Annotated in this window: 23 protein-coding genes, 1 pseudogene and 1 riboswitch; of the genes and pseudogenes, 11 read left to right on the top strand and 13 right to left on the bottom strand. The window is 47.0% G+C overall.

From position 1 onward, the window contains the following. Positions 1 to 7 precede the first annotated feature (7 nt). On the top strand, positions 8 to 3,058 hold the full coding sequence (locus OB236_RS16950) for a peptidase domain-containing ABC transporter (protein WP_262685049.1): 3,051 nt from the start codon (positions 8 to 10) through the stop codon (positions 3,056 to 3,058). A 280-nt stretch (positions 3,059 to 3,338) separates the two neighbouring features. On the opposite strand, the gene OB236_RS16955 is transcribed toward OB236_RS16950, so the two are convergent. After that, a complete protein-coding gene (locus tag OB236_RS16955) occupies positions 3,339 to 4,316 on the bottom strand; it encodes an NADP-dependent oxidoreductase (protein WP_262685050.1) in 978 nt (325 codons plus the stop codon). A gap of 172 nt (positions 4,317 to 4,488) precedes the next feature. On the opposite strand from OB236_RS16955, the gene OB236_RS16960 reads away from it, so the two are divergent. Continuing rightward, on the top strand, positions 4,489 to 5,064 hold the full coding sequence (locus tag OB236_RS16960) for a TetR/AcrR family transcriptional regulator (protein ID WP_262685184.1): 576 nt from the start codon (positions 4,489 to 4,491) through the stop codon (positions 5,062 to 5,064). 59 nt (positions 5,065 to 5,123) lie between these two features. On the opposite strand, the gene OB236_RS16965 is transcribed toward OB236_RS16960, so the two are convergent. The 4 genes and pseudogenes from OB236_RS16965 to OB236_RS16980 form a co-directional block, all read right to left on the bottom strand. Further along, on the bottom strand, positions 5,124 to 5,297 hold the full coding sequence (locus OB236_RS16965; RefSeq protein ID WP_262685051.1) for a hypothetical protein: 174 nt from the start codon (positions 5,295 to 5,297) through the stop codon (positions 5,124 to 5,126). Positions 5,298 to 5,301: 4 nt separating this feature from the next. After that, entirely contained in the window at positions 5,302 to 5,430 is a 129-nt protein-coding gene (locus OB236_RS16970; RefSeq protein ID WP_317259359.1) for a TetR family transcriptional regulator, read from the bottom strand. Between the two features lie 197 nt (positions 5,431 to 5,627). Further along, positions 5,628 to 6,050, bottom strand: coding sequence for an SRPBCC family protein (locus tag OB236_RS16975; protein ID WP_076230720.1), 423 nt, complete (start codon positions 6,048 to 6,050; stop codon positions 5,628 to 5,630). 99 nt (positions 6,051 to 6,149) lie between these two features. After that, a pseudogene (locus OB236_RS16980) lies at positions 6,150 to 6,606 on the bottom strand (DUF1801 domain-containing protein). A gap of 172 nt (positions 6,607 to 6,778) precedes the next feature. Between OB236_RS16980 and OB236_RS16985 the strand changes: the two are divergent. Further along, positions 6,779 to 6,973, top strand: coding sequence for a hypothetical protein (locus OB236_RS16985; protein ID WP_262685052.1), 195 nt, complete (start codon positions 6,779 to 6,781; stop codon positions 6,971 to 6,973). 127 nt (positions 6,974 to 7,100) lie between these two features. Here OB236_RS16985 and OB236_RS16990 read toward each other — a convergent pair whose 3' ends face one another. The 7 genes from OB236_RS16990 to OB236_RS17020 all read right to left on the bottom strand — a co-directional run bounded on the left by OB236_RS16990 (position 7,101) and on the right by OB236_RS17020 (position 15,067). Beyond that, the gene (locus OB236_RS16990; RefSeq protein ID WP_262685053.1) at positions 7,101 to 8,537 is read right to left on the bottom strand and encodes a S1C family serine protease; all 1,437 of its coding nucleotides are present in this window, start codon (positions 8,535 to 8,537) and stop codon (positions 7,101 to 7,103) included. A 266-nt stretch (positions 8,538 to 8,803) separates the two neighbouring features. After that, positions 8,804 to 9,463, bottom strand: a complete 660-nt coding sequence (locus tag OB236_RS16995) for a CPBP family intramembrane glutamic endopeptidase (protein WP_262685054.1) — start codon at positions 9,461 to 9,463, stop codon at positions 8,804 to 8,806. Positions 9,464 to 9,593: 130 nt separating this feature from the next. Then, entirely contained in the window at positions 9,594 to 9,953 is a 360-nt protein-coding gene (locus tag OB236_RS17000) for a (2Fe-2S) ferredoxin domain-containing protein (RefSeq protein ID WP_262685055.1), read from the bottom strand. A gap of 24 nt (positions 9,954 to 9,977) precedes the next feature. Next, positions 9,978 to 10,718 carry an ABC transporter ATP-binding protein gene (locus OB236_RS17005; RefSeq protein WP_262685057.1) on the bottom strand — a complete coding sequence of 247 codons (741 nt, stop codon included), beginning with the start codon at positions 10,716 to 10,718 and terminating at the stop codon, positions 9,978 to 9,980. Beyond that, positions 10,706 to 12,529 (bottom strand): nickel transporter permease, encoded by a 1,824-nt coding sequence (gene nikC / locus OB236_RS17010; protein WP_262685058.1) that lies wholly within the window; start codon positions 12,527 to 12,529, stop codon positions 10,706 to 10,708. Before nikC ends, OB236_RS17005 begins: the two co-directional genes overlap by 13 nt. Next, positions 12,522 to 13,487, bottom strand: a complete 966-nt coding sequence (gene nikB, locus OB236_RS17015; protein ID WP_262685059.1) for a nickel ABC transporter permease — start codon at positions 13,485 to 13,487, stop codon at positions 12,522 to 12,524. The genes nikC and nikB overlap by 8 nt, the downstream gene beginning before the upstream one ends. Next, the gene (locus OB236_RS17020; RefSeq protein WP_262685060.1) at positions 13,484 to 15,067 is read right to left on the bottom strand and encodes an ABC transporter substrate-binding protein; all 1,584 of its coding nucleotides are present in this window, start codon (positions 15,065 to 15,067) and stop codon (positions 13,484 to 13,486) included. Before OB236_RS17020 ends, nikB begins: the two co-directional genes overlap by 4 nt. A 190-nt stretch (positions 15,068 to 15,257) precedes the next feature. Then, positions 15,258 to 15,454: riboswitch (cobalamin riboswitch) on the bottom strand. 316 nt (positions 15,455 to 15,770) lie between these two features. Here OB236_RS17020 and OB236_RS17025 point away from each other — a divergent pair. The 6 genes from OB236_RS17025 (at position 15,771) to OB236_RS17050 (ending at position 22,132) form a co-directional block, all read left to right on the top strand. Continuing rightward, complete coding sequence (locus OB236_RS17025) at positions 15,771 to 16,721, top strand: aldo/keto reductase (RefSeq protein WP_262685061.1); 951 nt, start codon at positions 15,771 to 15,773, stop codon at positions 16,719 to 16,721. 18 nt (positions 16,722 to 16,739) lie between these two features. Then, positions 16,740 to 17,858, top strand: a complete 1,119-nt coding sequence (locus tag OB236_RS17030; RefSeq protein ID WP_262685062.1) for a Gfo/Idh/MocA family protein — start codon at positions 16,740 to 16,742, stop codon at positions 17,856 to 17,858. Positions 17,859 to 18,196: 338 nt separating this feature from the next. After that, positions 18,197 to 19,525, top strand: a complete 1,329-nt coding sequence (locus OB236_RS17035) for an ABC transporter substrate-binding protein (protein WP_262685063.1) — start codon at positions 18,197 to 18,199, stop codon at positions 19,523 to 19,525. A gap of 83 nt (positions 19,526 to 19,608) precedes the next feature. Next, positions 19,609 to 20,481 (top strand): carbohydrate ABC transporter permease, encoded by an 873-nt coding sequence (locus tag OB236_RS17040; protein ID WP_256711293.1) that lies wholly within the window; start codon positions 19,609 to 19,611, stop codon positions 20,479 to 20,481. 12 nt (positions 20,482 to 20,493) lie between these two features. Then, complete coding sequence (locus OB236_RS17045; protein WP_262685064.1) at positions 20,494 to 21,315, top strand: carbohydrate ABC transporter permease; 822 nt, start codon at positions 20,494 to 20,496, stop codon at positions 21,313 to 21,315. Between the two features lie 16 nt (positions 21,316 to 21,331). Continuing rightward, on the top strand, positions 21,332 to 22,132 hold the full coding sequence (locus tag OB236_RS17050) for an SDR family oxidoreductase (protein WP_076230758.1): 801 nt from the start codon (positions 21,332 to 21,334) through the stop codon (positions 22,130 to 22,132). Here OB236_RS17050 and OB236_RS17055 read toward each other — a convergent pair. After that, complete coding sequence (locus tag OB236_RS17055) at positions 22,104 to 22,790, bottom strand: FadR/GntR family transcriptional regulator (RefSeq protein ID WP_262685065.1); 687 nt, start codon at positions 22,788 to 22,790, stop codon at positions 22,104 to 22,106. The genes OB236_RS17050 and OB236_RS17055 overlap by 29 nt on opposite strands. A gap of 244 nt (positions 22,791 to 23,034) precedes the next feature. On the opposite strand from OB236_RS17055, the gene OB236_RS17060 reads away from it, so the two are divergent. Then, positions 23,035 to 23,712: a FadR/GntR family transcriptional regulator gene (locus tag OB236_RS17060; protein ID WP_262685066.1), complete on the top strand. Its 678-nt coding sequence runs from the start codon at positions 23,035 to 23,037 to the stop codon at positions 23,710 to 23,712. Positions 23,713 to 23,840: 128 nt separating this feature from the next. Next, entirely contained in the window at positions 23,841 to 25,043 is a 1,203-nt protein-coding gene (locus tag OB236_RS17065; protein ID WP_262685067.1) for a threonine synthase, read from the top strand. Positions 25,044 to 25,050 lie beyond the last annotated feature (7 nt).

Below are 25,050 nucleotides of genomic sequence, written 5' to 3' on the forward strand. Positions count from 1 at the left end.
CACAGGGATGCTCGATTTACATCATATCATGTTGGATACAATCCCTATTTTTCAGGTGCTGTCGCCACAGGAGAAAGAGGAGTTATTTGCCTCCTTTGAGAGGCTTTCTTTCCATATGGGAGACACGATTATTGAAGCTGGGGAAAGTGGAGAATCGTTCCATCTCATCTTGGCGGGCAAAGTACGAATGATCGGTAAGGATGAGGATGGTAAAGAACTCAACTTCGGATTAATGGAAGCGGGCTCGCATTTCGGACAGGAAGCGCTGTTGAATGAACAATTTCAGGAGCATACGCTGAGAGCATCGGCGAAGCTTGAGCTGCTACGCTTATCCAGAACCATGTTTATGCAAATGATCGAAGCGCACCCTGAATTGAGGGTGTACTTAATTGAACAATTGGCCGATGATGCGATGCGCAAATTTCTGAAGCGGACGGCGCTGTTTGCCCCGCTGCATCATCAGGAGCTGCGCTCGCTGCTTGATATTATGGTTATGAAGGAATATGCGCCCGGCCAAGCGATTGTCCGTGAAGGGGAGATGGGTGATGCGTTCTATATCCTTCGTACCGGTACGTCTTCCGTACTGAAGGAAAGCGAGGGAGGTCGCAAGCTTAACACGATAAAGCCAGGGGAGTTTTTCGGGGAACTTGCGCTGTTGACCGGGGATTCTCGAAAGGCCAGTGTTATAGCGGATGAAGCGGTTTCCGTGTTTAGTCTGGCCAAGAGCGACTTTGACAAGTTGATTCTAAAGTATCCTAAAGTCAGGGAAACGATTATCGGTATTGCTTCTGCTTATTTACAAAATGCGGCAGCGAGCGTTATCGCGAAGGATAGCGCAGTTGATGATTCCGAAAGTGTTGCGGATGAAGCCGAACAGGAGAAACAACAGCGGTACGGCGGACGAAGGACTTGGCGTTTTAGGAACCGATTCCCCGTGCGCATTCAGCAAAGTGAGATGGACTGCGGCCCAACCTGCCTCTCGATGATCGCCGAGCACTACGGCAAGCGGTTGAGCATTCATCGGCTCAGAGAACTGGCACAGGTCGGGTTGGAAGGAAGCACGTTATTCAATCTGTGCAAAACCGCCGAATCGATCGGCTTTCAAGCGGAGGCGGTCCGCAGCAGCTTGAAGGGACTCACCGAGCAGACGCTACCCGCCATCGCCCATTGGAAAGGCAATCATTATGTCGTGGTCGTTAAAGTAGACGAACGATATGTGACCGTGGCCGATCCGGCTGTTGGGTTATTGACTTATTCGCATGACGATTTTCTGAAAGGATGGACACTGAACACGGTGTTTCTGAAGCCAGTCGAAGCTTTCTTCACCCAAGAAGAGTCGAAACCTTCATTCAGGCGCTACTGGGCTTTTTTCGCCTCCCACAAGAAGGCGCTATTCCACCTCCTATGGATGACATTGCTATTACAGGTCATTAACCTGGCGCTCCCATTGTTTACACAGCAGGTGATCGACCGTGTGCTTATTGGTAGAAATTATGATGACCTGAACGTCATGATGATCATTATGCTAGGGGTCTCGTTGCTTACCCTACTTGTACAATCGATCAGGGAATGGGTCATAGCGGGGACGTTCATTAAAATTGACATCGACATGATCATGAGTTTTTATCGTCATGTATTTCGCTTACCCATGCGTTATTTCGCCACTCGGAAAGTGGGAGACATCTTGACGCGTGCCGGGGAGAATCAGGTCATCCGTCAATTTCTTGTAACGAACAGTATGAATGCTGTGCTGAATGTGATGACGATTGTTGTTTACATAGTTCTTATGTTTACCTATAGCGTTACGTTGGCATGGATCGCCCTGGCGTTTATTCCCTGCTTTATTGCTCTTACGCTGATCGTGACTCCCCTTTTGAAGCGCAACAGCAGGAAGCAATTCCAAGCCGATGTCGACTTGCAGAATGTATTAGTAGAAGCTATTGGCTCCATGCGTACCGTGAAAGCTCTCGCGGCCGAGGACGAGGTAAGGAAGAAGGTGGAGGGTAGGTTCCGTCAATCTACTTTTGTACAAATGAAGGGTTGGAAAATCGACATCTTCTCCGGTTCTGTCGCCACTGTGCTGCAAACCTTAAGCAGTATAACGGTACTGTATGCTGGGGCTGTATTTATTATCGGGGACAAGATGACCGTCGGGGAGCTGATGGCTTTTAGTGCGGTGTTTGCAATCGTTACCGATGCGGCGCTAGGTTTAATCGGAATGTGGGATGAGTTTCAAAGCGTACGGATTGCCTTGGAGCGGCTTGACGATGTATTCGAGACGGAGGTGGAGGAAGCCGATCTGAACCGGTTGACAGCACTGCCGAAGCTTACGGGGGCGATTACTTTTGAACGCGTATCGTTTCGCTATAATTCCGACGGGAAGAATATACTGCAGAACATTACCTTCGACATGGCGCCAGGCCAAACGACTGCTATTGTTGGTCGAAGTGGCTCAGGGAAATCGACCTTGGCGAATTTACTGCTTAAGCTATATGCCCCAAGCAGCGGGGTGGTTCGCATCGATGGGCATGACCTGCAGCGGGTGCAGGCTGATACGCTTCGTAAGCAAATTGGAGTGGTACAGCAGGAAGCTGGACTTTTTAGCGGAACGATTCATGAGAATATTGCTTATCAAATCCCCGATGCTTCGATGGATGAGGTGATGGCGGCCGCCATGCTTGCCGGGGCACATGAATTCATTATGACATTTCCGAATGGCTATGATACACAGGTTGGGGAGCGGGGGGCAAGTCTATCCGGCGGGCAGCGCCAGCGTATTGTCATTGCGCGGGCACTGATCGGCAATCCGCGTATTCTAATCTTCGACGAAGCGACGAGTGCGCTCGACAATGAATCCGAGAGGACGATTCAGCGGAATATGAGCACGATACTCAAAGATCGTACGACCCTCATCATCGCGCATCGACTGAGCACGATTCGGCATGCGGACCGCATTCTCGTACTGGATCAAGGTGTTATTGCAGAGTCAGGTACTCATGAGCAGCTAATGATGGATAAAGGTCTTTATCACATGCTGGTAAGTCAGCCGTTAGAATAAGTATAGAAGAAATCACGCGGAATTCGCGGTCATACTCATGAATGCGCTGAAGCCACAGACTGCACGAGCAGAGTTTATCATTTTGGGAACTCTCGTTTGTTTGTTCTTTCCATCATACCTGTCATAGCCGAGCTCCGTGTCCAGTTCCAGCAATGGCGGTGTAAGGGGGACCCAGTACCGCCATTGCTTTACTTTTGCAAGATGATTTGATCAGCCAAGCTATCCGTCAAGTGCGCAAACTTACTTTTGAGACTCCCGATCTTACTAAGCAAAAGGTTTATCACATGTTTTTCGATATGACGATTTTCCCCCGTTTCGGCAATCCTTCGCTTTTGCGATATGCCTGAAGCAGGCCGAGAGCAGTAAAGGGATAGGTCTCATCAATATGGATACTCAATTTATTCTCTTTCATATGGCGAACAATGGATTCAAAATCGGTACGGTTAGGTCTTGCCTGGAAGAAACATGCGTCAATGTCGCGGACCTTTGGATATTGATTGATCGCAAATGCCACCACTGAAATATAGGTTCCGCCATCCTTGATGACCGAGTAGTTCTTCTTTCCGATTTCTCCTGGTAATCCGGTACCGAAAGTGGATGCGTCCATAGCGGAATCCAATACGATATCAACAGGCTTTGTTAGTTGGGTGGCAAAGTCGATTTTCGTGTAGTCGAACACCTCGTCCGCCCCGAGTCCTTTGACGAAATCATGATTATAGTCCCTGGCGGTTGCGATAACATATGCTCCATGTTGCTTGGCCAATTGAACCGCCGCATGCCCCACACCTCCGGCGCCGGCTTGAACGAGGATGCGTTGTCCCGGTTGAAGACGGCCATGCTCAAACAGTGCTTGCCAAGCTGTCAGGGCAACCGCAGGCGCGGCACCTGCCTCTTCGAAGGAAAGACTCTCCGGGATAATGGCAAGATGATCTTCCTCCACTGCAACATAGTCCATGTAGGAACCCATCGGAACCATGCCCATGACACGATCCCCCGGCTTGAAATGACGCACTTTTTCGCCAACCTCTTTTACGATGCCGGCTACTTCATTACCAAGAACAAGCGGCAATTGAACCGGAAATTTATCGGCCATCGGACTCTTAAGAATCGCGCCACTACGCAATAGAATATCTGCGGGATTGATGGACGAGACACGCATTTCGATGAGAACCTGTGTGTTGGTGATTGTGGGAACCGGCACTTCCAGTTCCTCTAGCACTTCGGGGATTCCAAAGCTTGTCAAAGCAATTGCTTTCATGATTACGCCTCCTCATAAGTTAAACAAACGTTGAATTTTCAACATATGTTATATATAGTGAGTGTATCAAGGTGGTAGATAGTGTTCAATGGTTAAAACAAGCTCCGTTGTTGGTTTTTCAACAGAGGGCTTCGATATGTTCATTTTGTATGGGATAAAGGGAGAGAATGATATGGACAGGCGTATTCAAAAATCGAGGCAAGCGATTATGAATGCTTTTATGAGGTTGATGTCGGAAAAGGACTTCGAGAGCATGACGATCAACCAAATTGCGGAGGAAGCGAATGTCAATCGAGGAACGGTGTATCTGCATTTCGCTGACAAGTACGATCTGCGCGATCAATGCGTGGAAGCACAATTAAACCAGTTGCAGCTCAGTTGTATGCCTGAAGAGGGCTTGGTTCTTCTCACTTCCAAAACTGCGCTGCTGCGCACGTTTGAATATTTGGAGCAGCATGCTTCTTTCTATTCCATAATGCTGACGAGCAAGGGAAGCGCGGTTTTCCAAAATCAAATGGAGACAATGTTCCGGCAAAGTCTGAACGAGCATCTGGATTCGATCAGTCTCGATCGGGAGCTGAACAGGGACATTACGGTGCAATTTTTAATTTCAGCGGGAGTGGGTTTATTGGAATGGTGGATTACCCGTTCGATGCCGTATCCACCATCGGTCATGGTTGAACAATATTGGAAATTGTTGAACAGATTCCAATTGCAAATATTCGAAGAAAATAGCGTATTAAAATAAGAAAAATAAAGTATTAGACCGGACGAGCATTAAACTAAGGCCGCTGTCGGCGAGGCGTTTCAATATTCATCACAATTGCGATACAGCCCCAGACCGTTCATAACATAGGTTCGTGCAATATCTACAAGTAGATCGGTTCGATCATTTTCCTCAACAATTAACCAATAATGCGCTGCGCTATAGATCGCTGAGCCAGTCATGGCCGAAATGATCTTTGTATGCTGGTCTGCCATGTACTTATTCAGGAATCATCTCGTGAAAAGCCTGTTCTGTAATTTCTTCCAGAAATGCATATTTATCTTCATAATGGGCATATAAGGTGGTACGGTTAATGGTAGCTCTCTGTGCGATATCTTTTATGGTTATTGCATCAAACCTTTATCCCGCAGCAAATCTCTGAATGCTTCCCTAATTAACTGTCGTATGCGCAAAAGTCCTAGTCAGCCGCTGTTTCATTTAGGGGGTTAGTCAGCATAAAAAACCTTCCCAAAGGAAGGTTTAAAATTATGTTTCCAATATTTATGATTAAACCTGCTTGTCCGACTTATTTTATCCTAATCTTCTTAGGAGGCTTCACTATATTTTTTGAAATTGTCCAGAATTGCCTGAAAGCCTGCTTTTTGCATTTCGATGGAGTTGGTGGTTTCTGCTTCAAAAGTTTCAATTACCTTAGTGTCGTTTTCTTGGCTAATAAAAGTGATCGCAACTTTTCTTCCATCACCAATCGTGTAAGAAATAAACTCGTTTATTCTCACTTCATCATAAACACCACCAAAATCAAATCCAAAGCTACCGTCCTTAGCTTCCATTCTTGTAACAAAATTCCCGCCAACCCTTAAATCATTGTCCGCATTCGGTGCATGCCAGTCATCAGAAGCAAAACACCATTTTGTTATATGCTGCGGCTCCGTCCAATGTTTCCACACTTGTCCAACCGGTTTATGAACTGTCGTTTCTACCGTTATTGTTGTATTACCTGTTTCCATTATTATTACCGCCTCACTTTATTAAATTTAGATTCTATGATTGATTATACCATTAAAATCTACTGTGATTTCTTATGGATTGCTGTTTACTATCACGCCCTAATGATTTAATCCCTTTCCATGCAGAATTTGCTGCATATATTTTTCAATCCTTGACTCTCGAGTATTGTTTGGGTTTCACTTCCAAACCGGCTTTTTCAACTTCAATGGCTTCATAAATACAGGCTTTCAAGATGGTTTCCATTTCAACTATTTCTTGAAAATTGGTGAACCGAATCTGGCGGGCTGCCTGTACATTCTCTGTTTGTTGGATTAGGATACCATGGGCATCTTTTAACAAGGCACCTTTGTGAAACAGAAGCGCACTGTATTCTTTAAATCCATGAATTAAAACTATGTTTTTATTCTGAAACGTATAACAAGGATGCATCCACTTAAATTCTTCGGTCAGCTCACAGTCAAGAACGATATTTCTCAACTTCTTATATTCTTCTTTCCACTTTGTTGCCTTACTTAAATAAGCATCAACTTTAGGGTTCATTCTAGTATTTGTCATCAAGGAACACCCCTATTCATCATAATAATATTGTGTTTTCCAAATTAGCAGTTCATTTTCAAAATTTGCTTGATTGCTTAGCTTGTCCTTTTTTGCATCCGAACCATGCTGGCGGACAAGGACTACGGTCGTGCCGATCACCGCCCTTTGTAAGCACCAGAAAAAACTGTAGGTGGATAACCAGGAACCAGAAAAGGCATGTAAATTTCTCCAAGGAGCTCCTGTACGAGCTATTCTAAGTACGCGCATTCAGCATCTGTCGACGACTTTGCTGTACGAGAAGCATCATCTACCTCTGCCGCTTGCTGGTCTGATGAGCATGGAAAAAGTTGAGACACTGCTGCCGATGATCATCGAGACCAAATAATTAGTCATATAAACAAAGAAGGAAGCGGTCAGAGATTAGCATGCTCTGACCGCTTCCTTTTTGTATATGAGGTTATTAGCTGGAGACGACCTTATTGGAGGTTATCAACACTTGTTCGGTGCTTTGATTAACCTTGACTTTGTTTTTGTGTGCTAGTGGTTGCTGTTTTATCGCCCACAGTTACGGTAACGTCCTTCTTGACGCCATTACTGATAACTGTGATAGTAGCTTGATCTCCAGCTTTTAGAGCCTGTATTTTTGTAGTTAATTCGGTGGAGCTCGTAATTTTTGTCCCATTGACTGCGATGATGACATCATAAGGACGAATGCCAGCTTCAAAAGCCGGGGATTTGCGCTGTACATCAGCCACCAAAGCACCGTCTGTAGTATCGACTTTGAGATCATTCAACATATCCGATGTCAGATCCTGAACGCTCACACCGATGAACGGAGCCGGTTCTTTGGGAATGGTGACATTATCCTTAAGCTGCTGTAGCACCGAGCTAATTGTACTGGACGGAATGGCAAATCCTATTCCTTGAGCTTGTGAGTTCACTGCGGTATTGATACCAATGACTTCTCCGTCCATGTTTAACAGAGGACCGCCGGAGTTGCCGGGATTAATAGCGGCGTCGGTTTGAAGCAAATGCTTGTAGTCACGGGTACCATTAGTATCCGGGATGCTGATCGGACGTTCTTTGGCACTTAACAATCCAGCTGTTACCGTATAGTCAAAGTCGTACGGATTACCGATGGCTACAACCCAATCACCTACACGCGCATTGTCCGAATTACCGATAGGCAACGTTGAGAAAGGAGTGCTTCCTTCAATTTTCAGAACCGCCAGATCGAGGTCGTAGCTATTGCCCAGAAGTTTGGCTTTGTATGGTTTATCTTGTCCTTCAATGGTTACATTAATTTCATCGGCGCCATCAATGACATGTTCATTCGTTATAATGTAGCCGGACGATTCAAAGATGAAGCCGGTGCCCAGCCCCGAAGGTTGAAGCTGACCATTTGGATCTTGTTCCTGACTGCCGCCGTTGTCTCCAAAAAACTGACGGAAAAATGGATCGCTATAGAGCGGGTTATTTTGCTTATTGGAGCTTTGAGCTTTCGTTTTGGTTTCAATCTTAACAACAGCCGCGCTTGCCTGTTGCGCAATATCAGCAATATTGGTGGGTCTCGCAATATCCAGTGAAGCTTTTTGTGCAGTGCCGCTATTTACAGTACTAGGGGCAGCTGCAGAAACGCTAGAAGCAGGGGTACCTCCAGTAAACATATTCATGCGATCGGAGGCAAACATCATGCCGCCCACGACAATCACGCCAGCCATAAAGGCGGCAAAGACACTTTTTCCGCTAGTGCCGGATTTCTTGCTTCCCTGCGAACCAGGCTCAGGAGGACGCTTGTTCCTGGGGTGTGAATCACCGAATAATCGAGGCTGGGTGACCTTAAAATCACCGGATTCCTCTTGGTGTAATAATGAATTCTGTTCGTTGCGACGCTCATGATCCTTGGACGGCTGTATGATAGTCTCGCTATCTTTGTGGTTGTTTTCCATTGTTAAAACCTCCATTTTATAAATAATAGTGAGTAAGACGTCCTTCTGTTATCTATATTGGACCTCAAGTATTAACGCCAACTTAAATTACTTATAAAATGACATTAGATTTAACTGGTAAAATCATACTATTTGGCCGCGCAGCGAGACGTATTCACCGGACTGCTAAATGGATTGTTATCATATAGGTAAAAGAAATGCAAAAGAGCCTTCATCCCACTTATGGATGCAAGGCTCTTTAAGACATGCAGATATGAAATGCTTTTTTAGCTTAAATACAACACATATACCGCCATAATTCCACCATCGGCCAAAGCATGGCAGATCACGGACCCAATCAATGAGTTGGATCTGCGGGTCAAGTAACCCCAGAACAAACCTGCAATGAAAACAGGGAGGAGCGCTATAAGGGGGAAAGGCCATTTGAGCAGCGTGATCAATGAAAGTAAATGGTAAGTGGTGTAGAACAACGCCGTCCAGCCAATAGCTGCATAAGAGCTGACTTTGCGCAGCAGCTTTTGATAGACGTAAGCCCTCCAATACAATTCTTCCAGCAAAGGGTTAACCAATACTAAAATAAGAATCAGCCAACCTTTATTCCCGGAGAAACCCCAGCCAGCCAAGGTCTGCTGAATTTCATTGATATCAAACAGAATAGGGGTGAGAATTGAAGCAGGGATAACAATAATAAGGCCAAATATGATCCCGGATAAGACACCGACAGCAATAGAGTTCTTACGAGGATGTAAGCCTAGCTGTTTGATCGCCTCATCAAGAGGTACTTTTTGAATAAACAAAAAGTCAATTAACGGTACAAACAGCAGCCAGCTGTAAAATAACACAAATGTTATCGGAACGCTATGCATCAGCTGCAGCCCAAGCCCAATCGTAACAGTCGGTACGATCAATAATACCCATATCCCCATCAGAACCTCACCCAATCTCTCATTATCTACTTATACTATTAATAGTAGTTAATGGATCAGGTTTCAGTAAGTACTAACTTGTACTAGTACCGAGACTGATGAATCGAGAGGGGACTATGATCAACGATTATTAATTTCTTTGCACGCCTTCGGGGCCTAATCCTGTAGGGACAAAACGATCTTTAAAGCTGTACACCATATGCTCTTGCAGGATGTTGCCTTGAAGCAAATGTTCGCGTACCATCGCTCTACCGCTTTCCGGTGTCATGTCCTTGTACCATACGCCTTCCGGATATACGGTAACCACACAAGCATCCTGGCAGCGTCCATTACAGCGTGTTCTTGTGGTATGGATAAAACGATCAGCACCTTGTGCAGCTATTTCTGCCCGGATGGCCAAGGTGACTTCTTCCCCCTGATGCTTCATGCAGCTCCCGCCGTTGCAAATTAGCACATGATGCTGCGTTTCGGATAAATTCCAGGTTGCCATGCTTTCACCGCTTTCTAGTAAATTCTACTGATTAAATTGAGGAAAGGTAGGCGTATCGGCGAGCAGCTTGCGTGTATAGGCATGCTTGGGTTCGCTAATTAATCGTATCGCCGTAGTATCCTCGACAATCGTGCCCTTCTCAATGACGAGCACACGTTCACATAGCTCGGATACGACGGCTATATCATGGGAAATAAATAAGTAGCTGACCTGCTGCGAAAGATGAAGTTGCTTGAGCAGTACGAGCATTTGCGCTTGAATCGACACATCCAGGGCCGATAATGGCTCATCCAATATAAGCAGCTTCGGCTTTAATGCTAGCGCACGGGCTATGCATACCCGCTGGCATTGTCCAGTGCTCAGCTCGTCTGGATAGCGGTTCAAATACCGTTCGTCTAAACCAACCTCCAGCAAAAGCTGAACAATCCGCGCCTCGGTAGCAGAGCCATAATTTCGTAACGGCTCGGCGATGCTGCGTCTTACTGTCCAACGCGGGTTCAAGCTGGTTCGGGGATCTTGAAACACAATCTGAATGTCTTGTCTCCATGAGCTTCGAGCGCTCCATTTTAACAAGGACTGATCATTCCATAGTATATCGCCACCACTTGGTTTATCAAGACCCATTATGCATTTGGCGATGGTGCTTTTCCCTGATCCGGACATGCCGATCAATCCGACAATCTCTCCCTGTGCTATCGCAAAATCAATAGCATGTAGCACTTGCTTGCTGCGATAGGCCTTTTGCAAATTTTTTACTTGCAGCATGAAGGATCTCCTTTCGCCATAACCGGGCTGTGCTGCGGGATAAACAGACGAGGAATAGATGCCAGCAGCAGCTTGGTGTAGGTTTCTTGGGGCTGCGTAAAAATCGATTTCACATCATTCATTTCAATCAAACGGCCTTGATGCATCACGCCAATACGGTCTGCGACCTGGGCAACGAGCCTAAGATCATGAGATACAAAGATCATCGCAGCGCCACTGCTTTGCTGCAGTTTTTTGAGCAGTGCCATAATCTTGGCCTGTGTACTTACATCGAGCGCTGTTGTAGGTTCATCGGCAATAATGATTTGTGGATCATTGATCATAGCCATGGCTATGACGACCCGCTGCCGCATACCCCCACTAAGCTGATGAGGATACATGGCATAAACCTCTGGTGCAAGCTCGGTTTTGGACAGCATATCGATAACTTTATTCTTCATCTCGACTCGTCCTAATGCAGGGTTGTGTTGATGATAAATCAGACATTCCAGCAGTTGGTCACCGATCGTCAATGTTGGATTGAGGGTATCCATCGGGTCTTGTGTAATATAGGTTAGCCGCTTGCCGCGGATCATCCGCCAATCCTCCCATTGCCAGTCAGACGTACTTTCTCCCAGAATGGCGAGGCTGCCGTCCGATTGTTGGAGTGGGTGTCTCAGAAGTCCCATGATGGTCAACGCCAGTGTGCTTTTGCCAGAGCCGCTTTCTCCGACCAAGCCTAAACATTCTCCTGGATATAGCTCCAGGTTGATCGACTGTAAAATCGGCTGCGACTTTTGACGTTTACGAGTGCTGAGCACTTCCACACTGATGTTGCTGACGATAAGCAGCGGTTCTTTACCCGCAGTTGCTTGCTGATATCCAATGGCTGCGGCTGCAGCCGATTCCATGTTCGCTGCCCTTTGGCTGCTTGAGCTTTCGGTGAGCTTCCTGCTCCTTCGGTTTCTTTTCTTGAATAGCAGCGGAACGTGAAGTGTTCTTGGCTCCAATGCATCCTTAACCGTGTCACCCAAATAATTAGTCGCCAGCACCATAACGAAAATCATTGTACCTGGAGCTAGAAATAACCAAGGCGCTTCCTCCAGGTAAGCTCGGCCTTCATTTAACATAGCACCCCATTCCGGCTGTGGCGGACGAATCCCGAGGCCAAGAAATGATAAGGAAGCGATACTTAGAATGACATATCCAATATCCAGCGTTATGAGCACCAGAATTGGTCCGATAATGGCTCCCAGTATATGAGTGAGCATGATTTTCCAAGCCGGTGTCCCTGAACAGCGTGCTGCCTGAATATAACCATCCTGCTTCACCATCAGCACATAGCTGCGGAAAATCCGTGCATAAGAAGGCCAGGATACGGCGGCTACCGCGATCATCAAGCCCGTTAATCCTGGACCCATCAGCGCTGCAATAGCTATCGCCAGTACCAAGGTTGGAAACGAAAGCAGTACATCCATGAAGCGGGTCAGTATTTGATCGACCCAGCCTCCCAAATATCCTGCTGTTACGCCAATTACTAGACTAAGTGAAATGATTAGGCCGACAGCCATGAAGGAAGCCGTTAAGGAAGCAGAGCCTCCATAGATCAACCGTGTGAACACATCTCTGCCGAAATTATCGGTACCCAAAAGATGTTCACCCGAGGGTGGCATAAACACTTGTGCATAATCGACCTTGACCGGATCATGGCTTGTGAATACGGGTGCGCCCAATGAGAGTATGATCACCACAACGATGAATAGCAGCAAAATCAAGGCAATCGGGTCCTTTACTATCGTTGACCGCAGCTGTCTGAGCATTCGCTTATCCATGGGTTCCCTCCTCTATCCGCACACGGGGATCGATCCAGCGGTATATGATATCTATCAGCACATTGATCATGACATAGGTAACAGCCATAAGTAAGGCGAATGCCTGAATAACGGGATAATCCCTTCCGTTGATGGCATCGACCACATAACGTCCGATACCCGGCCATGAAAAAACAGTTTCAATAATAACAGCTCCTCCGAGCAGACCGCCGATGATCATGCCGAAAGAGGTAATAACGGGAATCAGCGCATTGCGCAGGGCATGCTTGTATACGATGACAGAGCGAGGCAGTCCTTTGGCCTCTGCCAGCACCATATAGCGTTTGGAAAACACCTCCAATAAAGAGGTGCGCAGCAATCGGGAGGTCGTTGCAGCCAGCCCTGTTCCGAGCGTTAAAGCAGGGAGGACCAAATGCTGCCAAGAGCCTCTTCCAAGTGTGGGAAACCAACCGAGCAGATAGGAAAGGCAATAAACCAATACCAATCCGAGAAAAAAATTCGGAACGGATACGCCCATTAACGCGATAAAACGGGTGATATGGTCGGTAGGACGCCGATGAAATACGGCACCGGCTATCCCAGAAGGTAAAGCTATGACGAGCATGACTACCAATGCTGCGCCTGCCAGCTCCAAGGTTGCCGGAATCCGTACCCAAAGCTCTTCTGTAATGGGTGTACGGCTGCGAAAGGAGGTTCCCAGATTACCGGAAACGATCTCCTTCAGCCATGTCAAATATTGAACCGCAAAAGGCTGATCAAGCCCCAGCTGCTTGCGCAGGATAGCGGCATCGACATCCAGATCAGTCACGGTTGCCCCGGGATCAAACATCGTCAGCAAAATCATCTGCGCAGGGTCACCTGGAATAAAACGTAATAACGAAAATATGAGCAGAGTGACACCGAGAAGTACAGGAATGGTGACCGCTATACGAATGAGCAGATATTTGAAAATACTCATTTGCTGATGTACATTTCCGGTACAATCTTCGTTCTCAGGTTCTCATCTATGCCTTTCACCTTGTTGTTGTAGGCCGAGCCCCAGCTTGCCGAGTTATACATATATACGATTGCGGTTTCATCCAGTACGATCTTCTGAACTTGATTCGCCAGCTCATTTTGCTTGTTGGTATCAAATTCAGCTGACAGCTGATCGATCAGCTTGTCCACCTCAGGATTGCTGTATCCACCATAATTGCTGACAATGCCACTCCGGTAGTACGATTTCAATTGGCCTCCGATATCTCCGGTTACACTGCCGCAGGAGCAGTAGGTAGCCATCTCGAAATTGCCGTCAAGCATTAACTGATTCGAAGCTGTTGTTTCAACAGGTGCAATTTCAATATTAACGCCGACAGCCTTTAACTGGCTTTGCAAAGCTACAGCAGTTGGCTGAAAGAACGAGTAAGTCAGCAGCTTGAACTGCAGCTTTTGACCATCCTTGGTACGAACACCGTCTGCTCCGGCTTTCCAGCCTGCTTCTTCAAGCAGCTGCGCTGCCTTGGCACGGTCGGATTCCGGCCCTTTGTCCAGTGCATACGGAAGTCCCTTCGGGAAGTGGCCTGTCACGGGCTCCGCAAATCCACGGCTCACACCGTCAATGAGCTCTTTGCGATCCAAGGCCAGGCTTATAGCCAAGCGAACCTTGGGGTCTTGAAAAGCGGGAACCTTTTTAATGTTCAGCCATAAATTGCGCGTTGAGCCCGGAGGGTACAGCACATTGAATTTTTTATCCTTTTCATAGGCAATCCGTTGTTCAACCTCCACATTCATATCGGCGTCAGTATCTCCGCTTTTCATAGCGAGCAGGCGACCTTGACCATCGGAACCCAGCCTTGCCTCGACACGCTGAAGCTTCGGCTTCGTGCCCCAATATGTGGGAACGGCTTCGGCAATCAGCAGCTCGCCGGGAATAAATTGCGTGGGTTTCATAAATCCGGTTAAATCGGCTTCTTTATTAAACTTATCGCCAAGACGATCCGCCTCAGCCGCATTATGGATTGCAAATCCGGTAAGCTTGAAAATAAAAGCCGGGTCAGGCTTAGGTGTTTTGAACTGAATGTGCAATGCATCCTTGACGATGAACTCCACGCCGCCGATCTGTGAGGAAGCCCGCTTGTTCAGCTTCTGATGGCGTTCGAGCGCTGCTTTGACTGCTGCCGCATCCATCACTGCTCCGCTCCAAAACTTCACATTAGGCTGCAGCTCCATTTCCCAAAGGGTAGGCTCTACGTTTTTCCATGACTTGGCCAGCCATGGACGTAAGGTCGCATCATCATTGAGCATGACCAATGGCTCGGCAATCCCGTCCGACGTAATTCGTTGTGCATCTACATTAGTTGGATCCAACGAGCGGGGCATATTCAAGGTAACATATTTCAGCACCTGCTGATCGGCCATCGCGGAGCTTGTACCTGCTGCGGCATTGTTAGCACCTGTACCTGAACTAGCCGAGTTTGTAGCCGTGCTGCAAGCGGATAATGCGATGAGTAAAGTCAAAACGAATGTGAACCAACTAGTTTTCTTTAAATAAATCAACATCTTGTTTGTCTCCTCCTGTGTTCCTTCTCATAATTGTATTTCCTGTGCCACCTTGTTAAAGCCGGAACATCGTATACAATGCAAAAAAGACATCGTTACCCTATAACAAGAAAAAGGTAAAGATGCCCATAGTTTTATTGTATGAAACTTTTGGCCGTCCTTAACACCTCCCTATCCTTCGTAGGTAAAAGCAGTGTTGTCAGAACTGGCAGGTCTCCTGGCTTCGGGATCATGATCATCAACGGCCTTCCCAATCTTAACCTTGCTAAGATCAGTGGCATTATCGTTGAGGACTTCTCCGTTACAGTGGCGGGACCGCGTCGGCATTGCACCGAACTTCCCTTTTAAGCTTCAGCTTGCTGAAGCACCTGTTCCCACAAATATTCAATTATCAACCTTGATCATAAACAATATTAATATCTTATGCAATACAAATATCGAGTAAGTGAAATAAAAATTGCAGCTGTCATTATCGTTATGGTTTTGGAATTATCGGTTTGTACAACCATTAATAGTGCATACAAGCAGCTCCATTTAAATCGGATAGCGAAGTCTAAAAATTCGGACAAACGATGACAAACTTGTATTGACAACTTGCCGGGTAAGAGTATAAAATTTAAATAATATGGTCAGACCATAATACTGTTGTTGAAATCCAAACTATATCCAAGGGTGGAAGAAGATACAAGACAGGAGGAAAACGATGATCGGCACGGCTGTACCGTATATCGAACGCAATGGACTGAAATTATCACGATATATGCTGGGTACTGCACAATTGGGACTGGGCAGCTATGGAATTAACAATCGCCTCGGTACTGTGGATGGGAGCGCCTTACTTGAATATTGCGAGCATACAGGTATTAATTGTTATGACACAGCTCATGAGTATGGAGATGCAGAACTGAAGCTGGGTCGCTTTTTCATAGGTAAACAACCGCCGTTTATAGCATCAAAGCTGAAGGTTGATCTTCATCACACCTCCGAGCTGGAGCTGGAGCGTCAGATGGTGCAGACGACCGAACGAATTATTTGCCGTCTGAAGGTCGATTCTTTGTCTGCATTAATGATTCATGATCCTGTTATGCTGCAAGTATACGGAGACAAGGTGAACCGTATACTACACAAGCTGCAGAAGGAGGGTTTCATTCAAAGAGCCGGCATATCGTTTGGAGCCGATCCTGTCGAGCAGTATGCCTACAGCGCCGGATTGGTGCAGGATGATATATTTGACATGGTGCAGCTTCCTCTTAACTTGTTTGACAGACGAATGGTTCATTGCGGCGCGCTCGATGATTTTACCAGCAGGGGGAAATGGATAGTCGTTCGAAGTGTGTTTTTGCAGGGTCTGTTTTTTCTGGAGAAGGATGCGCTGCCAGAGGCCATTCAAGCTGATGGGAGCATTCTGCTTGAGACTCTTCACAGGCTGGCACTGGAGGAAGGCATATCCGTCGCAGAGCTTGCTATGAGCTATGTTCGCGATTTGGAGAATGTTCATTGTCTGGTTATCGGTGCGGAAACTCCTGAGCAAATCCAGCATAACCTGGAGCTTTTGAACCGTCCCGCTCTTTCCGAACGGACACGAGAGCGTGTTGAGCAAGCTTTTGCTGATATTCCTCGCCAATTTGTTGATCCAACGCAATGGAATAAATAGAAGAAAGGAAGCGTTTACATGAAAAATGTTGGTTTTGGTATTGTAGGCTGCGGTTTTTTTGGCGCTGAATTTGCGCGTATTTTGCATAAGCTGGAAGGAGCGACGGTTGTAGCGGTCTACGGAGGCAGCGGGGGCAGCACAGCGGCTCTTGCCATGGAGGTTGATTGCAGGGTTGAGCATCGTCTGGAGGATCTGGTTAGCCGTAAGGATGTGGATGCGATCATTGTATCGAGCCCCAATTATGCGCATAAGGAAGCGGTCCTCGAGGCAGCCCGCTGCGGTAAGCATGTGTTCTGTGAGAAGCCTGCGGCGCTAAGCCTGAGCGATTGCAAGGAAATGCTGGATGCTTGCAGAAAAGCAGGGGTACACATGATGGTTGGGCACATTTTGCATTTTTTTCCGGGAATTGAGCAGGTGAAGCGCTGGATTCAACAAGGCGAGATCGGGCAACTTGTCGTTGCTCACAGCGAACGAACGGGCTGGGAGAAAAGTAAGGAGGAGGTCAGCTGGAAGAAAAAGCAGGACTTATCGGGCGGGCATCTTTTCCACCATATTCATGAGCTGGATCTTGTATTGTCCATTCTGGGACCTGCAGTTAAAGTATCCATGATGGCCGATAATGTGGCTCATCGAGGAGACGGTTATGGGGATGAGGATGACGTGCTACTGATCAGCCTGCAGTTTGCCACAGGGACCTTTTGTACATTGCAGTATGGGTCAGGTTTCCAGTGGGGAGAGCATTATATGAAAATCAATGGCACACTTGGCGCCATCAAAATCGATTTTAGAAATTCAACGGTAGAGCTGCGCAAGGATGGGCGGACGGAGGCGATCATCGGATTGCATAGTGCTGATCATGAGGACCAGGAGCGGATTCAAACGTATCAGCGCATGGATGGTGGAGTGATCTATGGAGATCCGCAGATGCGGCCGCCCGCTTTCCTGCGTACGCCGATGGAACGGGAAATGGATACGTTTCGCAAGGCCATTCTTCACCTGCCAATTGATGAGGATAAAAAATTGTTACTGGATGGATCAGCAGCATATACATCCATAGCTGTTGCAGAGGCTGCACTGCTGTCAAGCAGCGAACAAACTATATTGAGCTTAAGTTTGTTCAACAAAAATGTCATATAACATAACATTAAAAACAATGACCACTTGAAACTGAGTTATTTATTGAACAATACGTTAGATTATATAACATAAAATTACCCAAATATAAGAAAATGAATTGACAGAATAAACAGAAACAGGTAAGATCATTTTAAACTATAATCTGGTCATACCATAATCTAGCTGTCACTTAAATTCGTATCACCGTCATCGGAATAATGGTATGACCATACTATTCATAAGAATGGTGGTGTTGGAAGCTTGCAAGCTGAGGTACAATAAATCATTATCGGGTAGTAGTCAGGGGTAGTTCGGAGGCTTGAACGGAATTATTCATCAATCGAACAGGGGGACGAAATATGAGAAGGTCAAAAACCGCTTTGGCTGCATTAGTATTATCCACGAGTTTGGCTGCAGGTTGTACGAATGGGGGGAGCTCTTCGCCGCAGCAGAGCAATCCGAGCAATGAGGCTTCAAAGGCCAAGAAGGTTGCTCTGAATTGGTGGGTCGATTCCCGCGATGATATTCAGGCTACATATGAGGAAATCAAAAAGGATTTTGAAAAGGCGAACAGTAATGTCACGATTAACATCGTTAAAACGCCGGACGACAAGATCGGTGAACGGATTAGTATCGCCATTAATACCTCGGAGCTCCCTGATGTACAGCAAGGCGCTATTGGCTGGCCGCTCACCTATGCCAAGAAGAACCTGCTGCTTCCCCTGAATGATATTGTCGATAAGCAGGACTTCGAAGAAAGCACGTTGAACTCATTATCTGTAGATAATAAATTGTATATTTTTCCTAATAGCATTACCTCTCCCGGGCTGCTGGTGAATAGGGATATTTTTAAAGCCAAAGGCGCACTGGAGCTATTACCGCAAAATATGTCCACATGGAGCTATGACAAGTTTCTAGAGGCTGCCAAAAAAGTAAACGATCCGGCGAAAGGAATTTACGGATTCGGTGTGTACGCTGGCGATACGGGAGGTGATCAGGGTCATCATATGTTCCTCTGGGGTTTCGGAGCCAAAACCTGGTCTGATGATAAAACAAAAGCGGTGCTCAACTCCCCTGAAGGCGTAGCCGGTTTGGAATATTTAATCAAAATCATTGACGAAGGCATCACTCCACCCGGCGTAGCAGGCTTGAAAGCAGGCTCTGTCATTAATGAGATGTTCCTGCAAGGGAAAATCGGAATGACCTTCGGCAGTTTAGGCAATGTCAGCGCGTTCGATAAAGCTTTTAAGGAAGGCTCTGCACCGAAATTCGAATACGACTTGATTCCTTATCCATCCAAAGACGGTAAAACGTCCAACTCGATCCTGTTCGGCAACGGAACCTGGGCATGGAACACCAAAAACGAAGATAAGATGAAATGGTCCAAGGAATTCGTAAAGTTCATTAACAGCAAAGAGAGCATGGAGAAAATGGCAAAAGTACCTTCCGTTCTCGCAGCGCGCAAGTCGCTGTCCAAGACGTATCAGCCAGATTCGATACAAGGGAAAACTACCAAGCTGTTTCAATATTCCAGCGATATCGGTTTAGCTATTCCAGGTTATGCTGCAACCCGAAATGCCTTCTTTCCCGAGCTGCAGGCTGCCATCACCAAGAAGAAAACAGCGAAGCAGGCTTTGGATGACTGGGTGACAAAAGCCAATGAGATCATTACGCAAAATTCAAAGTAAGCAGAATCGAGTATTGTCATGCCGGTAGCTTGCCTGCTGCAAAAACTTCCGGATCAGTTCATCAAGAGAATTGGGGAATGTTTATGGCTTCAAGATGGTACAAGGAATTTTGGGGATTTTTTTTCATAGCGCCCTTTTTGATCGTTTTTCTTGCTTTTGAAATATATCCGTTTCTGGATGCCTTGTATTTGAGCCTGTTTGACTATGGCATCGGACAAAAGGAGTGGGTAGGGCTCAGCAATTATACAGCCTTGCTCAAGGACGAAATATTTGTACGCTCGATTCTGAACACGTTTGGTCTGGTGTTGGGTGTAGTTCCTGTGTCTGTATTTTTCTCGATCGTTGCGGCCAGCCTTATTATTGGAAAATCTGCAGCCATAGCTTCCTTCTTTCGGGCAAGCTTTTACTTGCCGATTGTCACTTCGCAGGTCATCTTGTCGGTAACTTGGCTGTGGATCTACAATCCGGTTAGCGGAATCGGAAATTATGGTTTGTCCCTGGTCGGGGTGAAGCCGGTGATGTGGCTGGCGGATTCGGATGTATCCTTGATTGCTGTCATCATTGTGGTCATTACCTGGTGTGTCGGCCAACCGATTATTTTATACTTGGCGGCACTCGGCAATATTCCTTCTTCCTATTATGAAGCGGCTTCCATAGATGGAGCTTCACCTTGGAAGCAATTCTGGAATATTACGCTACCGCTGTTGAAGCCTACGACGTTGTATGTCATTGTGACCACAACGATCGGTGCTTTTCAAACGTTTGTTGTTGTGCAGTTGCTGACGGGTGGAGGACCAAGCTACTCGACCACGACCATTATGTACCTGCTGTACGAGACGGCGTTTAAATACGGGAATTTGGGTCTGGCTTCGGCGATGGGTGTCGTGCTTGCAGTGCTGATCTCGATATTCTCGGTGGTTCAATTTAAATTTTTCAAGACCGATGTCGAGTATTAGGAGGGCATGCGAATGCTGGCAAAACTGCTTGGATGGATCGCTGATGTGCTGTTATACGCATGCGCCATTTTTTTCTTGTTCCCACTCTATTGGATGATAACCGGTTCATTCAAGGATCAGTCCACGACGATCAAAATTCCGCCCGATCTCGTCCCGCTTAACCCGACTCTAGTGAATTACTCGCGATTGATAAAGGACAGTGAAATCTTTCAATGGTTGTTGAACAGTGTGCTCGTCGCTGGTATTGCTACGCTATTGGCCTGTGTGATTGCTACGATGGCTGGGTATGCGCTTACGAAACACAAATTCACTGGGCAAGCGCTCATATTTGGCGCCGTCGTCACGACCATGATGATTCCGAGGCAGCTGGGACTTGTGCCGATGTTCACATTAATGAGAGATCTTCATTTGGTCAACAATCTGGGCAGCGTTATATTACCGATTCTGGCGCTTCCTTTTGCGGTATTTTTGATGAAGCAATTCAGCCAGACAATTCCCCACGAGCTTCTGGAAGCGGGCAAAATCGATGGCTGCAGTGAGATTGGCCTGTTTACCCGGATCTTTGTACCGGTCGTTAAGCCGGGTATCGGAGCTTTGGCTATATTCGTTTTTTCTTTTACCTGGAATGATTATTTGTGGCAGTTGATTATGCTGAGTGACAGTAAACAAATGACGATCAATGTAGGGATCTCTACACTGATTAGTGAATTTTCAGCTAATTACGGTGCTCAGATGGCAGCCGCAACCTTGGGCTTTGTCCCCATTTTCATCATTTTCATCGTGTTTCAGCGTTATTTTGTCAAGGGCATCACGGTTGGCAGTGTGAAGGGTTGAGGAGGAAGAAGCAGCGATGCAGGTGCTGGATCAATTTCGATTGGATCACAAGGTAGCCATAGTAACCGGAGGTTCAGGTCTTTATGGCGCTCATATTTCGGAAGCTCTCGGGCAGGCTGGAGCCATGGTGATTGTGGCTTCACGAAATATCGACAAATGTGAGGAGCAGGTGGAAGCTTTAAGCAGGCAAGGCTGTCAGGCAGCGGCGATAGCACTAGACCTGAGTGATGAGGAGAGCATTACCGCATTGGCTGCGGAGGTGGTCAACCGCTTTGGTCGCATCGATATTCTTGTCAATAATTCGGTATCCCGTGAAGGATTGGACGATATTGAGCATACGACAGCAGCGGGTTGGCTGCAGGCTCAGCAGGTGAATGGACTCGGCGTGATGCTGCTATCCAAGGCAGTTGTGAAGGTGATGAGAGAGCAGAAGGAAGGCAGTATCATTAATATATCGTCGATTCAGGGTATATTGGGACCCCATTTTCCGGTATATGGTGACAGCGGCATGACGAGTGGAATCGAGTATACGTACGCCAAGTGGGGAATGGTTGGTATGACCAAGTGGCTAGCCAATTATTACGGGAAATACAATGTGCGCGTGAATTGCATTAGTCCAGGAGGCTATAATCCCGTGGGAAGCGACAAGGAAATAGCTTCACAGCAGTTTCTGCGCAATTACGAGGAGCGGACTCCGCTCGGCCGAATGGCTGACGATGATGATATCAAGGGAGCCATTGTGTATCTGGCTTCACGGGCCTCGAAGTATGTGACCGGTCATAATCTGATTATAGACGGGGGTTGGAGCTCCTGGTAGAGGAATTATCGGACAGATGCTCTAACAAAATTGCCGCGGCCAGCGTCATATCACCATTACGTACGGCCTCCAAATAACGCTTGTGCTCCTGGACGCTCTGTTCAATTCCATTCAGATCAAGCTCTTTCATAGGTACCTGTTGAATGAGTGGCTCTGCCAGGTAGACCAGGGTCTGGTTCCCGAGTGAAAGGATCAGGGTAAGATGGAACTTAGCATCCAGTGTGGCGCGTTGAGTATGGCTCAGCTCAGGATTGGCATATTGATCTGCTAACTGTTCAAGCTCCGCCCATATGGCAGATGTAGGAGTAGGGTGGGCTGCAAGGGCAGCGGCCTCCAGCAAATAACGGATTTCGTGAATTTCGCGGACGGTTTTGGCATTCATTTGCACAATAAAGGATAGCTGCTCAAAGAGGGGATTCACAAAGTTGGTCGCCACATAGCTGCCTTCTCCGTGCTTGATCTCCAGAATACCGAAGCTTTCCAGTGAACGGAGTGCCTCACGAAGGATGGCGCGGCTGACACCGAGAATTAGCGATAGCTCTCTTTCGGCCGGCAGCTTGTCTCCGGGCTGCATGCTCCTGTCGAGAATGAATTGTTTTAGATTTTGAACGACTAATTGTGTAAGGGTATAACGTTCACTTTTATCAATCGGTTTCATAATAGCTGGCAGCTCCTCACTCTATTTAAACAGGCCTGATATTGTATGGTCAGACCACTACGAAATCTTAGCTTTCTTTTCACATTTTGTCAATGAGAGTGCTTGGGATGCGCGGGGAAGTGGTGCTCAGAGCAAGGTACGATACGTTGACAAGACACAATACGATGGAGTAGATTTAAATTAAAACATAGAATGGTCATACCATAATCTAGGTTTGCCTATAGATACAGGAGGAGAGCTGGCAGTGGAAATCTCTGAAAAAATGAATTTGTCGCATATCGTCAGTGAACGGATCAAAAATCATATTATTGAAAATGAGCTCAAGGAAGGAGAACGATTGCCTTCTGAAAAGCAGCTAATTGACATGCTGGGCGTAAGCCGTACCGTCGTCAGGGAATCATTGAAGTCGCTGGAGATGATCGGTATTCTCAAAATCAAAACGGGCGATGGTATATATGTCAATGCGTTATCGCTCAAGCCCGTGATGGATCAGGTATCATTCCGGTGGCATCAGAATGAGCGCAAGATGAAGGAGCTGCTGGCGACACGGCGCATACTGGAGCTGGGTGCCGTAGAAATGGCCATCGAGAAATACGATCTCAGTTTTATCAACCAAATGGATGTATGGAATGAAGCAATGGCAGCCAAGCTGGATAGCGGGCAAATGCCGCTCGAGGAGGATTTGCAATTTCATCAAACCTTGTTCAGAGCTACAGGTAACGAAACTTACTTTGAGCTCAGCGAATTAATTACCGATTTTTTCCTGAATATTCGGCAGCTGCACTTTGGCAATCTGGAGGATACAAAAAAATCGATTATAGAGCATCAAAGGCTGGTTGAGTACATTCGTGCGAAGGATGTAAGTAAAGCGAAGAAAGAGATGGAGCTCCATCTCCGTCCGCTGAAAAAATATACGGATTGATGAAGTAGGATCGCTGAGAGTATTTCGAATGGGCAGTTTGATGATCTATCGAGCCATATGGCAGTCTGGGAGGAAGCTCCCTCGCAACAATGGTCATACCATCATATCTATTGAAGGGGGTGTTTCTGATGAAGGCGGTTTGCAGCGAGTGTCATACGGGTGTTGAACAGGTATTATCTTATTCCTGCCCCTTATGCGGGGGTGTATTGCTGCTGGATTATGAAAAGCCACAGGGCTCCTGGATGGACCCGACTGAAAATGGAATTTGGAAATATCATCAGCTGCTGCCAGAGGTACACAAAGAAAACCGCTTGTATGCCGGTGAAGGGATGACCCCGCTTATTAAGAGCGTAGCTTTGGCCAAGCGGCTCGGGTTAAAAGAGCTTTATTTCAAATACGAGGGTGGTAATCCGACCGGCTCTTACAAAGATCGGATCGCTGCGATGGGGATATCGTGGACTTTGGCCAACGGACGACAAGCATGCATAGGCACCTCCTCTGGCAATGCCGGGGCAGCGGTTGCTGCTTATGCAGCTAAAGCAGGCATTCCGTACCATCTGTATGCTTTGGAGCATATGGCAGAAGCCAAGCTGGAGCAGATGCTGGCCTACAATGCGCAGGTTCGAAAGGTAGCGGGATTCGGAGTCAGTCCTGAGGTTGGAGAGCGCGTCTTCAGCCATATCTTTGCAGCCGCACAGCGTAAGGATTGGGAGGTGATGATCACAGCTTACCGATATAACCCTTTTGCGATGGAGGGTGTGAAGACGATTGCTTTTGAGCTGGCTGACCAGATGGCGGCAATGCCTTCTCATGTATATGCTCCAGCGGGTGGCGCCGGTTTATACCTGGGAATTTGGAAGGGATTTAACGAGTTATTTCGATTCGGATATACCTCAGGTAAGCCGCAGATGGTTGCCGTACAGTCGAGTGGCTGCTCGAATATTGCTCGCGCTTATGCAAATGGGCAATCTGTTCCGGCACCTGGGGAATCGACTTCGCTGATTTCCGGTCTGCAGGTGCCGAATCCGCCAGACGGCAAGGCTGCACTGTCGGTAATGGCTGCAGGTGACGGCTCCGCAATGTCCGTGGAGGATGAGGGGATCTGGGAAGCGCAGCGAATGCTGGCAGCGGAGGAGGGCATCTTCTGCGAGCCCGCCGGGGCAGCGTCTGTCGCCGGCTTGATTCAAGCATGTGCTAGAGCAGAGCAGCCTCACGGGAATCCCGTCGTTTGTATCATCAGTGGTGTCGGCTTCAAGGATGGAGCTCGTTTATCGGCGATGGTGAGCAATAAAGTAGTGCCAACACTGCAAGCTGAGAGTCTGGATATTTAACAATTAG

This window comes from Paenibacillus baimaensis (genome assembly GCF_025567575.1).

Bases quoted from the DNA above. Each gene is read 5' to 3' on its own strand.
- OB236_RS16995 (WP_262685054.1), bottom strand. From the start codon at position 9,463: ATGGGGATATGGGTATTATTGATCGTACCGACTGTTACGATTGGGCTT.
- nikC (WP_262685058.1), bottom strand. From the start codon at position 12,529: ATGGATAAGCGAATGCTCAGACAGCTGCGGTCAACGATAGTAAAGGAC.
- OB236_RS17045 (WP_262685064.1), top strand. From the start codon at position 20,494: ATGCTGGCAAAACTGCTTGGATGGATCGCTGATGTGCTGTTATACGCA.
- OB236_RS16955 (WP_262685050.1), bottom strand. From the start codon at position 4,316: ATGAAAGCAATTGCTTTGACAAGCTTTGGAATCCCCGAAGTGCTAGAG.
- OB236_RS17055 (WP_262685065.1), bottom strand. From the start codon at position 22,790: ATGAAACCGATTGATAAAAGTGAACGTTATACCCTTACACAATTAGTC.
- OB236_RS16975 (WP_076230720.1), bottom strand. From the start codon at position 6,050: ATGGAAACAGGTAATACAACAATAACGGTAGAAACGACAGTTCATAAA.
- OB236_RS17005 (WP_262685057.1), bottom strand. From the start codon at position 10,718: ATGCTGCAAGTAAAAAATTTGCAAAAGGCCTATCGCAGCAAGCAAGTG.
- OB236_RS16960 (WP_262685184.1), top strand. From the start codon at position 4,489: ATGGACAGGCGTATTCAAAAATCGAGGCAAGCGATTATGAATGCTTTT.
- nikB (WP_262685059.1), bottom strand. From the start codon at position 13,487: ATGAGTATTTTCAAATATCTGCTCATTCGTATAGCGGTCACCATTCCT.
- OB236_RS17020 (WP_262685060.1), bottom strand. From the start codon at position 15,067: ATGTTGATTTATTTAAAGAAAACTAGTTGGTTCACATTCGTTTTGACT.
- OB236_RS17025 (WP_262685061.1), top strand. From the start codon at position 15,771: ATGATCGGCACGGCTGTACCGTATATCGAACGCAATGGACTGAAATTA.
- OB236_RS17000 (WP_262685055.1), bottom strand. From the start codon at position 9,953: ATGGCAACCTGGAATTTATCCGAAACGCAGCATCATGTGCTAATTTGC.
- OB236_RS17050 (WP_076230758.1), top strand. From the start codon at position 21,332: ATGCAGGTGCTGGATCAATTTCGATTGGATCACAAGGTAGCCATAGTA.
- OB236_RS17035 (WP_262685063.1), top strand. From the start codon at position 18,197: ATGAGAAGGTCAAAAACCGCTTTGGCTGCATTAGTATTATCCACGAGT.
- OB236_RS17065 (WP_262685067.1), top strand. From the start codon at position 23,841: ATGAAGGCGGTTTGCAGCGAGTGTCATACGGGTGTTGAACAGGTATTA.
- OB236_RS17030 (WP_262685062.1), top strand. From the start codon at position 16,740: ATGAAAAATGTTGGTTTTGGTATTGTAGGCTGCGGTTTTTTTGGCGCT.
- OB236_RS16990 (WP_262685053.1), bottom strand. From the start codon at position 8,537: ATGGAAAACAACCACAAAGATAGCGAGACTATCATACAGCCGTCCAAG.
- OB236_RS17040 (WP_256711293.1), top strand. From the start codon at position 19,609: ATGGCTTCAAGATGGTACAAGGAATTTTGGGGATTTTTTTTCATAGCG.
- OB236_RS16950 (WP_262685049.1), top strand. From the start codon at position 8: ATGCTCGATTTACATCATATCATGTTGGATACAATCCCTATTTTTCAG.
- OB236_RS16965 (WP_262685051.1), bottom strand. From the start codon at position 5,297: ATGGCAGACCAGCATACAAAGATCATTTCGGCCATGACTGGCTCAGCG.